Here is a 15,225-nt window from a genome sequence, read left to right on the forward strand (position 1 = left end):
CCTCACTAAAAAGTTATATAAACTAAAAAAAGAGGCCGGGGCCTCTTTTAATTTTATAGGTAGATGAGTGGGGAAAAGAGTTGAAAATCAAGAGTCAAGAGCCAATAACCAAGATAAGCTTCATTTATTGGCAAACTATGCTTTTTTTATCCTGGCTCTTGATTCTTGACTCTTGGTTCTATTCTTCTTCGATTACAGCCCGAAGCCGTAAGCAACGCGCAAGCCAACAAAGTTTACTTTGCTATCGCTAACACTGCTTACAAATTTGGTTGAACCTTCGTACCTTACACCTGCATCGATAACGTTTTTACCACCCAACTGAAACTGGTAACCAATTTGCGGCGCATAAATAAATGCAGCCGATTTATCGAAACCAACATCACTTTTGTTTAAAGCAAACGCAGCACCAGCTTCGCCCTGTACGTAAAAGTTAGGTACTAAAAAGTATTTTAAACCGGCTTTAACAGGCAGCAATTGGATGTTTGTAGCATCACTTGTTATAACGCCACCAGGAGTAACAAAGCGCAGATCTTTTTTCCCCTGGATACTGTTGTAGCCTGCGTTAACAGTTACAAACAGGTTTTGCGCAACAGGGATATCGGCCTGTACCGAACCGCCAATGTTCCAGTTGTATGAATCAGATAATTTACCTGTCGGGATACCCGCGTCAACACCTATGCTTAAAATTACCCCGTTTGATGAGTTTGTAGTTTTTGTGGTAGAAGTTGTGGTAGTTGCAGTTTGTGCTTTTGCGCCCAATGCTAAACCGGCAAAAGCTAAAACCAAGGCTGAAATTTTTAATGTACTTTTCATGACTATATGTATTATTTATTGTTGTGTTTTAATTAACACGGGGCAAAGTAACAGCACAATTTAACACGATTTTTCATCCAATTGTCACGATTATTCAATCGTTTGATTAACAGTAAATTAATTTTTGACCACTTTGGTACAATAGTCAGGGGAAAGTAAAATAGCGGTTAAATTGCCCTGTTGATGTCAGATTTAGCACGCTAGGCACGGTAATATTTGAAGCCTTGGGATACGATTTATGCGCGAAAAAAGGGGAAAAAGTGAATATAGCTGTTTATTGATCGCGCAATTGACAATTACGATTAACGAGACCAGGCTTGTAGGAGATGGCTTTTTACTTTCCCTTAAACTCTGCCTTCCGTTTTCCTAAAAATGCTGCGACGCCTTCTTTAAAATCATCGGTCCCGAAGCATTTACCAAATTCCTGTATTTCGGTTTCAAAACCATTAACGCCATCACGGGCGCCGGCATTTACTGAGGTTATGGCTGCCGCGATAGCAAGTGGGGCGCGTGTCAGGATTTTATTTAGTAACTCATCCGCCTTTGTTAACAACTCTTCCTGGCTGACGACGTGATTAACCAAACCAAGGTTCAGTGCCTCCGGGGCGGTTATCATGTCGGCCGTCATTATCATTTCCAGGGCCTTGCCTTTGCCAACTAATTGGGTTAAACGTTGCGTGCCGCCATAGCCCGGTATTAGTCCTAATGAAACTTCGGGGAGACCCATTTTTGCATTGTCAGATGCTATGCGGATATGGCAGGCCATGGCAAGTTCAAGGCCGCCGCCAAGTGCGAAACCGTTTATAGCGGCAATCACAGGCTTGTTACCATTTTCAATAAAATCAAACACGGTGGTATGGCCAAGCAGCGCGAGCTCGGTGCCGACTTTAACGTCCAGGCTGGCAAATTCGGCAATATCAGCTCCTGCGACAAAAGCCTTTTGGCCTGCGCCGGTTATTATTATGCCGCCTATTTCCGGGCTTTTGAAAGCATTCGTAAAAGCGGTATGCAATTCAGCAATGGTAGCTTTATTAAGCGCATTCAGCTTGCTTTCGCGGTTGATAATGATATATTGAATGCGGCCCTTATTTTCGATCAGCAGATTTTCGAACGCCATGGTGCGGGGATATTAAAAATTACGGTGCTGGTGCACCCATTCGGTTATGTATTTTACAATTTCCAGGGTAGTGGTCCCGGGTGGAAAAAGCTCGCCAACGCCAATTTTTTTCAGCTCGTCCATATCCTCCTGCGGTATAATGCCGCCGCCGGTAACCAGCACATCATCCATGTTTTTTTGTTTGATGAGGTTGATAATTTTTGGAAAAACCGTCATGTGTGCCCCGGATAGTATGGAAATGCCGATAGCGTCAACATCTTCCTGAAGAGCGGTATTCACTACCATTTCGGGTGTTTGGCGCAGACCGGTATAAATTACCTCCATACCTGCGTCGCGAAGTGAAGTAGCAATAATGCGTGCACCACGGTCGTGCCCGTCGAGCCCGACTTTGGCAACCAGCACACGAATAGGACGATTAAAGGTTTTGCTCATAAATTAGTCAAAGCTAAAAAACTAATTTCGTTTCGCAAGGGTAAGGGAAATGCCTTGTGGTACTTTGAGAAAATAACGCTATAAAAAAGCTATTAGGCGAAAACGTTCCTTTGCCTTATATAGCCAATATCTCCACAATCTTTAAAAAGTCGGGATTAATTTCGCCAATATGTTTGGTGGCATGTTCAAAGGGCGTGTAAACAATATCGTTGTGTATTAAACCAACCATTTCGTTGCGATGGCCAGCCATCAGCGCCTCAACAGCGGCAACACCTACACGACTTGCAAGTACACGATCCATACACGATGGCCTTCCCCCGCGCTGTATGTGGCCAAGTACCGATACGCGGGTATCGTAATTAGGGAATTTTTCTTTTATCTGGCGACCTACTTCAAAAGCATCGCCTGCTTCGCCATTTTCGGCAAGCATAATTATTTTTGACGATTTGTCTTTACGGCCGCTCTCAAGCTTGTCGAAAACCGCCTGTATATCGGTTTTGGTTTCGGGTATCAAAATTGTTTCGGCGCCGGCAGCTATACCGGTGCGCAGGGCAATCAGGCCCGAGTCGCGGCCCATTACCTCTACAATAAACAGCCTGTCGTGCGATTCTGCTGTGTCACGTATTTTATCAACCGCGTCAATTACAGTATTAATAGCAGTATCATAGCCAATGGTAAAATCGGTGCCGCAAAGGTCATTATCAATTGTGCCGGGTAATCCTACAACCGGGATGTCGTACTCTTCACCAAAAACGCGTGCACCACGGAAGGTACCATCGCCGCCAATAGCAACAAGGGCGTCGACGTTATGCTTTTTTAAATTTTCGTAAGCGGTTTTGCGGCCTTCCGGGGTGCGAAACTGGTCGCTGCGGGCGGTTTTTAATATAGTGCCGCCACGCTGTATAATATTCGAAACCGATTTACGGTCCATCGGGAATAAATCACCCTTTATCATGCCATCGTAACCCCGGCGAATGCCCGTTACCGCCAAACCATAATAAATAGATGAACGAACAACCGCCCTTATGGCAGCGTTCATGCCCGGTGAATCGCCGCCGGAAGTAAAAAGCCCTATATTTTTAATTTGCGTCATTGTGTGAGTGGCGCTGTCCGCTCTGTAAAAAGTACCTGAAACAATGCTTTAATAACGTAAAAACGGCGTTAACCGGTACATTTTTAAAGTCGCCGCGAATTTACACTATTTTTTCGGGTAAGGGGAGGGTTTTTGAAAAATGAACAGAGAATAGGTGCGTATTATTCGAGCCAGTTGAACCAGGCGGTATGCGGGTGTTAATCTGTGAGTTCCTCAGATCAGTTTTAAAAAAAAGCTGGCCGGCATTTTGGCCGACCAGCTTTTTAATAACGTTTAGATAACCTTAAAAGTTAGCCCTAACCTCTTCGGCTGTCTGACTAACTTTGCCAAGTGCGTCCTGGGCCAAATGTTTTGCTTTTTCAAACCAATCAGGCGCATTATCTGCAAGGTCCTCTATAATCGAGCGGCCGTCCGCATTTTTTTTGGTGATGTAGTTAATACCGTATCCTACGGCAGCGCCAACTATAATAAATTTAAATATGCTCATAATTTTATGTTTTTACTAAAACGGTGTTTAGTGGATAATGTTTTTTGAAGCCGGATATTTAACAGTTAAACCATAGCTCCGGAAAGGCAAAATCCACTTGGGCAGATCGCGGAACTGCGCTAAAACACAGAGCTAAAATGTCGTCGACGTGAAATCCGGCATTAAATTAATTATTTATCCACCTAACTTTATCTCTTCAGTTTTGTATATAGTAATGTAGATTACCACTTTTTTAATGTAGATACTCCCTATGAAGAGATTTTTGCCCGTTTTGCTACTGCTGTTGGTGGCATGTAAACAAAAAGACTACAATGCCGATTTGCTTGTTAAAAATGCAGTTGTTTACACAGTAGATGACAAATTTAGCACTGCCGACGCCTTTGTTGTAACGGCAGGCAAAATAGTAGCTGTTGGCAGGGCCGATAGCTTGCAGGAAAAATATAATGCCCACGAGGTGGTTGATGCAGGCGGCAAGGCTGTCTACCCAGGTTTCATTGACGCACATGCGCATTTTTACGAATATGGCCTTGGCTTGCAGGAAGCTGCACTTGATGATACAAAAAGCTGGCAGGAAGTAGTTGATTCGGTGCAGTCATTCGCTGCCAAAAACCCCGAAGGCTGGATAGTTGGCCGCGGCTGGGATCAAAACAAATGGAAAGTAAAAGAATTCCCCAATAAAGCTAAGCTCGACTCATTGTTTCCGGCCCGCCCGGTAATATTGAGCCGGATAGACGGGCACGCTGTGATGGTTAACCAGGCTGCTTTAAATTTAGCCGGCGTTAAACCCGGTCAAACTATAATAGGCGGTAAAATTGAAACCATAAACGGCAAGCTTACGGGCCTGATGATTGATAATGCCGAAGGAATAATTACCCGTAAAATACCGCCCCCAACCGAGCAAGTTACACAAAAAGCTTTTATGGAAGCACAGCAAAACTGCTTTGCAGTTGGTTTAACAACTGTTGACGATTGTGGCCTCCCTTATACTATGGTAAATACCATTGCCCAGCTGCAACACAAAGGCACCTTGAAAATGCGCATGTATGTAATGCTGAGTGATAATGCCGACAACTACGATTACCTGTTTAAACGCGGAGCTTACAAAACCCCGTCGCTAAATGTGCGGGCGTTTAAAGTTTACGCCGATGGTGCGCTTGGCTCGCGTGGTGCATGCCTGCTTAAGCCATACGCCGACCAGAAAAACTGGAGCGGATTTTTATTGAGCCAGCAAAAGCATTATGAAGAAGTAGCACAAAAAATAGCAGCCCATGGTTTCCAGATGTGTACCCATGCTATTGGCGACTCGGCAAACCGGGTGATATTAAAAGTATATGCAAGTGTTTTAAAAGGTAAAAATGATAAGCGCTGGCGCATCGAACACTCGCAGATAGTGGCGCCCGAAGACGTTAAGCTTTTTGGTGAATACAGCGTAATCCCATCTGTTCAACCAACTCATGCAACATCTGATATGAATTGGGCCGGCACCCGGCTTGGCAAGCAACGCCTCAAAAGCGGCTATGCCTACAAGCAACTGTTGGACCAAAATGGCTGGATGCCCCTTGGTACTGACTTCCCGGTCGAAAACATTAACCCAATGTACACGTTTTATGCAGCAGTGGAGCGTAAGGATTTAAAAGGACTCCCCGAAGGTGGATTCCAGATGGAAAATGCCATCAGCCGTAAAGAAGCATTGCAGGGTATGACCATTTGGGCAGCTAAAGCAAATTTTGAAGAAAAGGAAAAAGGCAGCATTGAACCCGGCAAGTTTGCCGATTTTGTGATACTCGACGATGATATTATGAAAGCCAACGGCTCAGCATTGCCCAAAATAAAAGTATTAAAAACATTTATAAACGGAGAGCAGGTTTATGCTAAGAAATAGGTGGCGCTTATCCCCCATTATAGTTTTAACAGGATTCATATTATTCAATTCGGCTTGTGCACAAAATCCTCCATTTACCGGCCAGGCATATGTTAATGAAGAAAAACTGGTTGAGAAATCTACAGTGCTGTTAAACAACGCATCGTATTTAATCCCCCTGCAAAACCTGGAGCAATTGAAAGTCGCCAGCATCCATTTTTCGAATGTGTATGCAAAAAATTTCGATAGTTTGCTAAACAAGTATACCAGGGTTACTTCATATAGCGGCAACGACTATACCGGCATTAAAAACCTGGATGACTTATCATCCGACCTTAAATTTTATAACACACTTGTTGTACAGGTAAATGATGCTGATTTAAATAATTCGCTACTGCTTAATTTCATCAATACCAATCAAAAAGTAAAAAATGTAATCGTAGCACTATTCGGCACCAATGTGGGGCTGGCTAAGCTGACAAACACGGCGGTGCCGGTCATATGGTGCCAACGCGTAACCCCGGTATCCGCGTTTTACAGCGCCCAGGCCATTTTTGGCGGTGTAGCTGTAACACAAAAACTTACCCGGTATGTGTCCCCGGTTTATAATACGGGCATGGGTTTTGTCACTAATAAAATACGCCTGCAATATACCGTACCCGAAGACGCAGGCATGAGCACGTCAAGTCTTACCGGGATTGATAACATAGCTATAGAAGCCATGCAGGAACAGGCTACGCCTGGCTGCGTGGTGCTGGTAGCGCGCGATGGGAAAGTGATATTCAATAAGGCTTATGGCTATCATACCTATAGCAAAACCATGCCTGATAAACTAACCGATATTTTTGACGTTGCATCCATGACCAAAATATCGGCAACTACAATGGAGGCCATGCAGCTTACTGACCAGGGGAAATTAAACGTCGACTCCACGCTCGGCTACTACCTGCCCCAGGCGCGCAAAACCAACAAGAATGATTTAACGGTTCGCGAAGTGCTGGAACACCAGGCCGGGCTGATACCCGATATACCAACTTTTGATAAGGTAAAACCAACGGACCATACACCTGATTCATCAACGTTTTATCCAACCAAAGTAAATGAGAACTATTTTTTGCGGAAGGATTATTTTAAAGATGTGATGTGGCCCGAAATGCTAAACTCGCCCGTAAAAACCAGGGGACAGTATGTATACAGCGATTTAAGCATGTGCTTTATGCAGCAGGTTGAAGAAACTGTTACCGCAACGCCGCTTAATGTGTATGTTCAAAAACAATTTTACGACCCATTAGGAATGCAGACCGCCGGCTTTCTGCCGCTTTATCGTTTTCCCGTCGACCAGATTATACCTACCGAAGACGACAAAAAAGACAGGCATGCGCTGCTTGATGGTTTTGTACATGACCCAACTGCTGCGTTAATGGGCGGTGTTGCAGGCCACGCCGGCTTATTTGCCAGTGCTAACGACCTTGCCATATTATACCAGATGATGCTTAACCGAGGCACTTATGGTGGCGTTGAATACATCAAACCTGCTACCGTAGATAAGTTTACCGCAAAGCAATCAAATGTAAGCCGCAGGGGACTAGGTTTCGACCGCTGGGACCCAATGGTCGACCACCATTACCCCTCAAAACTGGCATCAACCGAGGCCTACGGCCACACCGGTTTTACCGGCACCTGTGTTTGGGTCGACCCGAAATATAACCTGGTGTATATATTTTTATCAAACCGGGTACACCCTAATGTTAGCAGTAAGTTGTCAAGCCTGAATATCCGCCCCAGGATACAGGATGTAATTTATGAAGCTATTCAGAAGGGGATGTAGGAGAATGTTTGAACCATGATTTGCTTGATTAAGGGATTTCTTGATTTGTCACGCCTCCCCCTAATCCGTTAATCAAGCGAATCGTGGTTCAAGGAAATAAATCCCTAACTTTAGGTAATGAATTACTTCACCATTCCACCAACTATAGCCCTGAAACCTTATGTAAGGTACTTTTGGGTGTTGGAGCATGAGTTTGGAATCAATGAAGATTCGTATATCTATCGTTCGGTGGCCGATGGTTGTGTAGAGATAGTTTTCCATTACCAGTCGGCTTTTGACGAATTGGTGGCTGATGGCCCGGCGCATAATTGGCAATCAGGCATTCATTTTCAGTCGAGCCAGTACAGGCGGTTCGAAACAAAGCAGGGTTTTGGCATTTTTGGCGCCTATATTTATCCTTTTGCTGTTCCTTATTTCTTTAACGTACCATCGGAAAGAACCAGTAATGAAATGTTATCGCTGGATACATTTTTAGGTAACGGCGGCACCGAACTTGAAGAAAAAATAATGACAGCACCCGATAATTATAAACGGGCCGAATTGCTGGCGGCTTTCCTGGAACACCGTTTATTACATGCCCGCATTAAAGATAACGCTATTGCAACTTCCATAAAACATGTCATCCACGCAGGGGAACTAAATACGGTTGAGCAACTGGCTTATAAATTTAACCTTTCCACGCGGCAGTTCGACAGGAAGTTTAAGGAATATGCAGGCTTCAGCCCCAAGATGTATATGCGCCTGTTACGATTGAGCAACGCCCTAAAACAACAGTGCAACAACAAGCCGTTGAGCCAGATAGCATACGAATGCGGCTATTACGACCAATCGCATTTTATACATGACGTAAAAGCATTTACCGGCTATCATCCCGGCTTTTACTTTTCCGGCAAAGCCGAAGGGACAGAATACCTGTATGTTTAAGATGTCTTGTTTTTACAATTTATAACGGCAGGCGGCCTTTACTTTTGATAAAAAAAGACAAACATGGAAAATGTAAATATCCCCGAGGGCTACCCTCAACTAATGCCTTACCTGGTAATTGAAAACGCAGCCGCATTTATGGCCTTTACTCAAAAAGTATTCGGCGCAACCGAAAAGTTTAAAACCATGCGCGACGAGCATACAATTATGCACGCCGAAATGGCAATTGGCAACAGCGTAATTATGCTTGCCGACGCTACGAAGCAGTTTGCTGTTCAAAATGCCGGCATGTTTATTTATGTGGATGACTGCGATACCGTTTTTCAGAAAGCGCTTGATAATGGCGCCACAACCCTGATGCCCCCTGCCGACCAAAACTATGGCCGTAGCGGAGGGGTTAACGATGCTTTTGGCAATACGTGGTGGGTAACAAGTGTAGCGGCATTGCTATAACGTATAATGCCGCTTGCTTTTTATTGCTACTTATGCGCATGTCCCCAAAAATAGCCTGCAATTAGTGCTACAATTATAAGCGCCCAAAGAATATACTGCCGGGTTTGGCGGGCGTTTACGGTTTTTTTAAGTTCGCTTATTTCAGCCTGGTTGGCCAGTTTTTCGTTTTGCAGGCGCATGTTTTGCTGCTGAAGTTTGGCAAGCGTGCCGCCCACTTCCATTGGTTTTTGCTGCTCCAGATGGTAGCGCCGGGAAAAGCCGCCTTCTTTTAAAAATTTTTCGCCTTTGGGTTTCAGGATGAGCCTCTCGGGTAACTCATAGTCGCCGTGTTTGCCCGATTCGGCTATAAGGTCCTCGCGGGCCAGCGCCTGCACCATGGCAAAGGCCGAGGCTTCGTCGTTATCGAAAAGCTCGAGCAGTTGCCCGCGCGTCAGGCTGTCGGGAATGCCGAAGGCTTCCAGCACCGCGTCAAGCATTTCGCACTCATATTCATTCAGATCCGTCATCGCTGCAAATTTCGCCATAATTAAAGAACAAGGCAAGTGGGAAAATGTTATAGTATAAAACGCAGGCTAAAAAAATTGTTGCGAATATACCAGTAAACAAAATTTGCAGTTCACCCCCTCTGCTGCGCAAAGAGGGAAGGGAATAGAGACTACCTCACTTTTTCTTAATGGTGTTCTTCACCGGCCTTGCTGCTTTTACGATATCAAAAGCATCATCAGCCTGGGCTTTGGTTTTTACGGGGGCTGGTTTGTCGGCAAGTTCGGCTAATATGGTGCGGCCGCCTTTTACTACCTGGCCAAGCTCAACTTTAATTTCGGTACCAAGAGGTAAAAACACATCCACCCGGCTGCCGAATTTGATAAAGCCAAACTGTTCGCCCTGACTTACCACGTCGCCTTCTTTTACATACCACACAATGCGGCGGGCAAGCGCACCGGCAATCTGGCGGAACAATATAACTACACCGTCCTCGTTTTCAATCGCAATGGTGGTACGCTCGTTTTCGGTAGACGATTTTGGGTGCCAGGCCACCAGGTATTTGCCTTTGTGGTACCTGAAATATTTTATAACGCCGGCTATAGGGTTGCGGTTAATATGCACGTTAATAGGCGACATAAAAACTGATAGCTGTATGCGTCTATCTTTCAAAAACTCAGTTTCCTCGGTTTCTTCAATCACCACTACTTTGCCATCAGCGGGGCATAGCACGTGTTTGTTGTGCGCTTCGATGGTGATTTTAGGGCTGCGGAAAAACTGTACGATGATTACAAAAAGGAAAAACGACAGGATATAAACTATCCATTTTACAACATGAGCTTCGGGGAAGTAAAATTGTATAAACGCATTCAGTATAAATATAAACAGTATGCAAATGGCTAAGGAAGTGTATCCTTCTTTATGAAAAGTCATCATTGGGGTTGTTTGTTATAGTGCTATTGTATGCTGATAATTTTGCAAAACTACTAATTTGAAATGAAGTATAGGTAAGTATATACAATAGGGGCTGCTAAAAGCAACCCGTCGAACCTGTCTAACAAGCCGCCGTGACCGGGCAAAATACCGCCGGAGTCCTTGACATTAATGCTCCGTTTAAGCATTGATTCCACCAAATCGCCCGTAGTACCTACAATGGATATAATCAATGCCATAATAATCCAGTGCTGCATGGCAAGCCCGGTATGGTAGTGGCCGAATATGCGCGCAGCTGCTACGCTTATGAAAGCTCCCCCGATAAAGCCTTCCCATGTTTTTTTAGGCGAATGGCGTTCAAAAAGCTTGGTCCGCCCAATGGCCCGTCCAACAAGGTAAGCCCCGGTATCGTTACTCCAAAGCATTATTAAAAAGCCCAGCGGCATGTACAGGTTAAAACCACCGGTCGCGTAAGCCAGCCCATGAAAAAATGTAAACGGCACAATGGTAAATATCAGCCCCAAATAGGTGTAAGCAATATTAGTAAACGGTGCTTCTGACTTTTTAAAAAGCTCGGACACAAATATGGCAGCCGAGGCGATTGGTAGTAAAAAGAGTAGCTTATGCCCTATATTCATTCCCGCAAAAACGGGCATGGAAAACACACCTGAGTAGCAAATCACAGCAAATGCGGCAAATAACAGTGCGCCGGTTACAATCCCAACAATGGCATTTGGGCCGGCGGTGTTTTGTTTTATCAGCCCGTAAAACTCAAACAAGCAAAAGCAGCTTATCAGCAGGTAAAAACCCGCAAAAACTAAAGGGCCCAGCATTACTGAGGCCAGCATAACTATAACAAATAAAACTCCGGTAATTGCGCGTGTTTTCATTGGGTAATTTGATTCAGGATGATCACTTCAATGGCGTTGCTAAAATCGTCCTGGTGCACGTAAACTTCAATATCGCCAAACGAGCGGTGGCTCGAGTCCTGTTTGTTTAATAATACGGTTTCTATATTTTGCCCTGCAAGGGCCTGCTTTACCATTTCCGACTGGTAAAAGTTTGAAGAAGCATAAATTTTAATCCAGTTCTTCTCCATTACTCAAAAGCGGTTGTTGTTTTCGTGAGTCGGTGACTTTTTTGTAAATGATAAGCAGCGTGGCCGTAACCGCAAGGCTTATCACATAGGCAATGTTGTTAAATACATGCTGATTGTTTACATCGCCGGTAAAAACTTTTTGCTGAAACAGGTAAGTGACAATCACAATAGTGGCGTTGTTAATAAAATGTGCCCAAACACCCGTCCAGATACTGCCGCTCCAGGCCACAAAATAACCAAAGAACAGTCCCAGCAGCAGTCTTGGCAAAAAGCCAAAAAACTCCATATGGAATGCACTGAAAAGTACCGCGGTTATCCAGATAGCCACATGTATATTCTTCGTCCACTTATAAAATATAGTTTGCAACACCCCGCGAAACATAAACTCCTCGGCAATGGCCGTAAACAAGCCAATGAACAAAACGTTCGATATCATGTCCCAAAGACCGTTCATCTTTAGCATGCCTTCCATCAGCTTTTCGGTTTGCGCCTCACTTTCTTTCATCCACTTTAACCAGGGTGGCAGCACCATTTTTTGGTTAAGATTTGATAAAAACTCAATTAATGGCATCGACAGGAACATAACTGCCAACACAATCAGCAGCAAAGTCCACGGAAAACGGAATGTTGGTTTAATATAATCTGGAACGTCGCGAACAATTACCCATGCAAAAAACAGGGGAGATAGCAAAATTGGCAACGTTGTTCCGGCGGTTTGTATTATCCAGATCGAGGCCATAAAATGCGGCACCGTCATGTCAAGGCTGGCCAGGGAAGCAAGGGTTTTCATACCATATAACCCAATTACTATCCCGCTGCCTATCAGGTTGCCAGCCAAAAAAACAAGTACAAAAATGCCGATAAACGTTAAAAATTGCAGTCCGGGGTGCATCTGTTTGTCACCCTTTTCTAACTGTTTATATGGAGTATTTATCATCCGGGTTAAAATACGTATTTTTGCACGAAGATAACTGATGTCGGTACAAATAGGAAATATTGATTTAGGGGAGTTCCCGCTGCTGCTGGCGCCAATGGAAGATGTGAGCGATCCGCCTTTCCGTTATGTGTGCAAGCAAAACGGGGCCGATATGATGTATACCGAATTTATTTCGAGCGAAGGCCTGATACGCGATGCTGCGAAAAGCCGCCAGAAACTCGATATTTTCGAGTACGAGCGCCCGATAGGCATCCAGATTTTCGGCAGCGATATCGACCATATGCGCGAGGCTACCGAAATAGCTACCCTTGCCAATCCCGATTTAATGGATATTAATTATGGCTGCCCGGTAAAACAGGTGGCTTGTCGTGGTGCCGGCGCAAGCCTGCTGCAGGATATCGACAAGATGGTAGCCATGACCAAAGCTGTGGTTAACGCAACCCACCTGCCCGTAACGGTGAAAACCCGTTTGGGCTGGGACGATAACACCAAAAACGTGTACGAAGTAGCCGAACGCCTGCAGGATGTGGGTATAAAAGCCCTCACGATACATGGCCGTACCCGTGCCCAGATGTACAAAGGCGTTGCAGATTGGCACCTTATCAGCGAGATAAAAAAGAACCCAAGGATACAAATTCCAATTTTTGGAAACGGTGATATCGATTCGCCCCAAAAGGCTGCCAACTGGCGCATGGAGTTTGGTGTTGACGGCATGATGATAGGTCGCGCTGCAATTGGCTACCCATGGATTTTCCGTGAAATAAAGCACTACTTTAAAACCGGCGAATATCTGGATAAACCCACTATTGCCGAACGTATTGATGCTTGTAGCACCCACCTGCAAAAATCTATTGAATGGAAGGGCCCGAAAACCGGGATATTTGAAATGCGCCGCCATTACAGCAATTACTTCAAAGGCATTGAGAACTTTAAAGAGTACCGCATGCGCCTGGTGACCGCCGGAACGCTGGAGGAAGTAATGGAGATTTTAGAGGAAGTGAGCTTAAACCCAAGGTATGCTGAGGAAGCCGCCGGGATGGAATCGTAGTCTCGTGTCAATCGCAAATTGACGGTTAGTATTTAGTCGAAAGTCTTTAGTCCTAAGTCGGAAAAAGACAAAATTTGACTTAAGACTGTTGACTTAACAACACTCCTAAAATAAATTCATTTAACACTTTCCTGCTGACATACCGTTGTCACTACCGCTTCTTTCCTTTGTTTCAAATCAAAACAACCACAACATGAAACAACAGGAATCAACCATCGAAGTAAGCGTATCGCCAATTGTTTATTTAATGAAAAACTATGCCGACTATAACCTGTGGGCAAACGCAACCCTAATAAACTGGCTGCGTACCAAGCCGGCCGACATTTTGGAAAAGGAAGTACCCTCCAGTTTTAATTCGATCAAAGCAACCATTGTACATATCTGGAAAACCCAGCGCTATTGGTTATCGGTAATAAAAAGGAGCGAGCCCGATGGGTTTGATGAATTTACCGGTACGCTGGAAGATGCTTTTAAGGGCCTTGTGGAGCAGTCTGATATATTCGCGGATTATATTAAAGGAATGACAGGCGAGGGAATTGAAGAAACCACTTTGGTAGTTAGCCCTTGGTTCCAGTGCGATTTTTGGAATTTTGAATACATTATGCAAGTTATGAACCACAGTACGTATCACCGCGGTCAAATTATAACTATCGGGCGCAACCTGGGTTTCACCGATGCACCGATGACCGATTATAATTTTTATAATATACATGGGAGGTAGCCTATTGTGTTCCTGTTCACAGTGAAACACAAGGAACGGGGTGGAACAGCAAAGGGTCGATAAATTTTAGTAAAAAGTGCCTTCACGATGGTTTTATGGCAGTTTTATACTTAAAAACTATCACAAAAAATGATAAAAGTGCTGACAAAACAGTGTCAGCACTTTTATCATCCTAAATGCTTAAGGCGTTGCGATTTGACAACTTTTTGAAAGTTGTCAAATCTGATCTTGTTGTCAGGATTTTTATAATTTCCATTTTTACCTGCATTAGCCTATCTTTAAAACCCAATACAAAACACAGATGTCGGCCGGGTTAAAGAATTTTATTTCGCAATATGTAAAGCTGGATGAGGCTGAGCTGGAGGATATTGCCGGCAGGTTTAAATCGCGCAAGATTGCCAAAAACGATTTCTTGCTGAGCGAAGGCGCTGTTTGTAAAGACCTTGTTTTTGTGCAGGAGGGTTGCCTGCGCTTGTATTATGTAGTTGATGATATAGAGGTGTCGGTTTGGTTTGCGTTTAAAAATTCGTCGGCTATTGATATTTACAGCTTCATCAGTGAAAAGCCTTCAGGGTATTTTTTGCAGGCGATTGAGGATAGCGAGATTTTGTACCTGCCCAAAGCCGAGCTCGACAGGCTTTATCAAACCCACCCCAAAACACAGGAAATGATACGCCGATTTTGGGAAGATGCCATATTAACCCTCATCGACCGCTTTACTGCACTGCAACGCGACAGTGCCGAGCAACGCTATTTAGATTTGCTGACCAAGCCGCCATATATTCAAAAAATCCCCCAGAAATACCTTGCATCTTTTATTGGGGTTACGCCTACCTCGTTGAGCAGGATACGGAAAAATATACGCTGATTACACCGATTGAAGGATGATTGCACCGATTTTGTGGCAATCATTCGTCAGGCGTAGTTGCTTCGTATGATTATTGCAATTTATCCTATCTTTAAAACCAAATTATACCCGGCCATAGCTGCCTGCCA

17 protein-coding genes are annotated in these 15,225 nt (G+C 44.4%); 7 read left to right on the forward strand and 10 right to left on the reverse strand.

Annotated elements, in window-relative coordinates:
- Nucleotides 1-192 precede the first annotated feature (192 nt).
- The 5 genes from Q0R52_RS09900 to Q0R52_RS09920 all read right to left on the reverse strand — a co-directional run bounded on the left by Q0R52_RS09900 (nucleotide 193) and on the right by Q0R52_RS09920 (nucleotide 3,942).
- Nucleotides 193-813: a hypothetical protein gene (locus Q0R52_RS09900; RefSeq protein WP_295794405.1), complete on the reverse strand. Its 621-nt coding sequence runs from the start codon at nucleotides 811-813 to the stop codon at nucleotides 193-195.
- Nucleotides 814-1,147: 334 nt separating this feature from the next.
- Nucleotides 1,148-1,930: an enoyl-CoA hydratase-related protein gene (locus Q0R52_RS09905; RefSeq protein ID WP_295794407.1), complete on the reverse strand. Its 783-nt coding sequence runs from the start codon at nucleotides 1,928-1,930 to the stop codon at nucleotides 1,148-1,150.
- A gap of 12 nt (nucleotides 1,931-1,942) precedes the next feature.
- On the reverse strand, nucleotides 1,943-2,362 hold the full coding sequence (locus Q0R52_RS09910; RefSeq protein ID WP_295794410.1) for a cobalamin B12-binding domain-containing protein: 420 nt from the start codon (nucleotides 2,360-2,362) through the stop codon (nucleotides 1,943-1,945).
- 115 nt (nucleotides 2,363-2,477) lie between these two features.
- The gene (gene pfkA / locus Q0R52_RS09915) at nucleotides 2,478-3,455 is read right to left on the reverse strand and encodes a 6-phosphofructokinase (protein WP_252792153.1); all 978 of its coding nucleotides are present in this window, start codon (nucleotides 3,453-3,455) and stop codon (nucleotides 2,478-2,480) included.
- A 283-nt stretch (nucleotides 3,456-3,738) separates the two neighbouring features.
- Nucleotides 3,739-3,942 (reverse strand): YtxH domain-containing protein, encoded by a 204-nt coding sequence (locus Q0R52_RS09920; RefSeq protein WP_252792152.1) that lies wholly within the window; start codon nucleotides 3,940-3,942, stop codon nucleotides 3,739-3,741.
- A 250-nt stretch (nucleotides 3,943-4,192) separates the two neighbouring features.
- On the opposite strand from Q0R52_RS09920, the gene Q0R52_RS09925 reads away from it, so the two are divergent.
- From Q0R52_RS09925 to Q0R52_RS09940, 4 genes are all read left to right on the forward strand, one after another.
- The gene (locus Q0R52_RS09925; protein WP_295794413.1) at nucleotides 4,193-5,824 is read left to right on the forward strand and encodes an amidohydrolase; all 1,632 of its coding nucleotides are present in this window, start codon (nucleotides 4,193-4,195) and stop codon (nucleotides 5,822-5,824) included.
- Nucleotides 5,811-7,631 (forward strand): serine hydrolase, encoded by a 1,821-nt coding sequence (locus tag Q0R52_RS09930; RefSeq protein ID WP_295794415.1) that lies wholly within the window; start codon nucleotides 5,811-5,813, stop codon nucleotides 7,629-7,631. Before Q0R52_RS09925 ends, Q0R52_RS09930 begins: the two co-directional genes overlap by 14 nt.
- 117 nt (nucleotides 7,632-7,748) lie before the next feature.
- Complete coding sequence (locus Q0R52_RS09935) at nucleotides 7,749-8,555, forward strand: helix-turn-helix domain-containing protein (RefSeq protein WP_295794417.1); 807 nt, start codon at nucleotides 7,749-7,751, stop codon at nucleotides 8,553-8,555.
- Between the two features lie 63 nt (nucleotides 8,556-8,618).
- Nucleotides 8,619-9,008, forward strand: coding sequence for a VOC family protein (locus Q0R52_RS09940; RefSeq protein ID WP_295794419.1), 390 nt, complete (start codon nucleotides 8,619-8,621; stop codon nucleotides 9,006-9,008).
- Nucleotides 9,009-9,034: 26 nt separating this feature from the next.
- On the opposite strand, the gene Q0R52_RS09945 is transcribed toward Q0R52_RS09940, so the two are convergent.
- The 5 genes from Q0R52_RS09945 to Q0R52_RS09965 all read right to left on the reverse strand — a co-directional run bounded on the left by Q0R52_RS09945 (nucleotide 9,035) and on the right by Q0R52_RS09965 (nucleotide 12,460).
- Nucleotides 9,035-9,532 carry a hypothetical protein gene (locus Q0R52_RS09945; protein ID WP_295794420.1) on the reverse strand — a complete coding sequence of 166 codons (498 nt, stop codon included), beginning with the start codon at nucleotides 9,530-9,532 and terminating at the stop codon, nucleotides 9,035-9,037.
- A gap of 136 nt (nucleotides 9,533-9,668) precedes the next feature.
- Nucleotides 9,669-10,424, reverse strand: a complete 756-nt coding sequence (locus Q0R52_RS09950) for a phosphatidylserine decarboxylase family protein (RefSeq protein ID WP_252792205.1) — start codon at nucleotides 10,422-10,424, stop codon at nucleotides 9,669-9,671.
- A 53-nt stretch (nucleotides 10,425-10,477) separates the two neighbouring features.
- Nucleotides 10,478-11,314, reverse strand: coding sequence for a phosphatidate cytidylyltransferase (locus Q0R52_RS09955; RefSeq protein WP_295794422.1), 837 nt, complete (start codon nucleotides 11,312-11,314; stop codon nucleotides 10,478-10,480).
- Entirely contained in the window at nucleotides 11,311-11,523 is a 213-nt protein-coding gene (locus Q0R52_RS09960) for a DUF2007 domain-containing protein (RefSeq protein ID WP_252792146.1), read from the reverse strand. Before Q0R52_RS09960 ends, Q0R52_RS09955 begins: the two co-directional genes overlap by 4 nt.
- Entirely contained in the window at nucleotides 11,504-12,460 is a 957-nt protein-coding gene (locus Q0R52_RS09965) for a type II CAAX endopeptidase family protein (protein WP_295794424.1), read from the reverse strand. Before Q0R52_RS09965 ends, Q0R52_RS09960 begins: the two co-directional genes overlap by 20 nt.
- Nucleotides 12,461-12,497: 37 nt before the next feature.
- On the opposite strand from Q0R52_RS09965, the gene dusB reads away from it, so the two are divergent.
- From dusB to Q0R52_RS09980, 3 genes are all read left to right on the forward strand, one after another.
- On the forward strand, nucleotides 12,498-13,508 hold the full coding sequence (gene dusB, locus Q0R52_RS09970; RefSeq protein ID WP_295794426.1) for a tRNA dihydrouridine synthase DusB: 1,011 nt from the start codon (nucleotides 12,498-12,500) through the stop codon (nucleotides 13,506-13,508).
- A gap of 193 nt (nucleotides 13,509-13,701) precedes the next feature.
- Complete coding sequence (locus Q0R52_RS09975; protein ID WP_295794428.1) at nucleotides 13,702-14,229, forward strand: DinB family protein; 528 nt, start codon at nucleotides 13,702-13,704, stop codon at nucleotides 14,227-14,229.
- A 301-nt stretch (nucleotides 14,230-14,530) separates the two neighbouring features.
- Nucleotides 14,531-15,097 carry a Crp/Fnr family transcriptional regulator gene (locus tag Q0R52_RS09980; protein WP_252792142.1) on the forward strand — a complete coding sequence of 189 codons (567 nt, stop codon included), beginning with the start codon at nucleotides 14,531-14,533 and terminating at the stop codon, nucleotides 15,095-15,097.
- Nucleotides 15,098-15,225 lie beyond the last annotated feature (128 nt).

The sequence above is a fragment of the Mucilaginibacter sp. genome (assembly GCF_025359345.1).
Taxonomy (GTDB): domain Bacteria; phylum Bacteroidota; class Bacteroidia; order Sphingobacteriales; family Sphingobacteriaceae; genus Mucilaginibacter.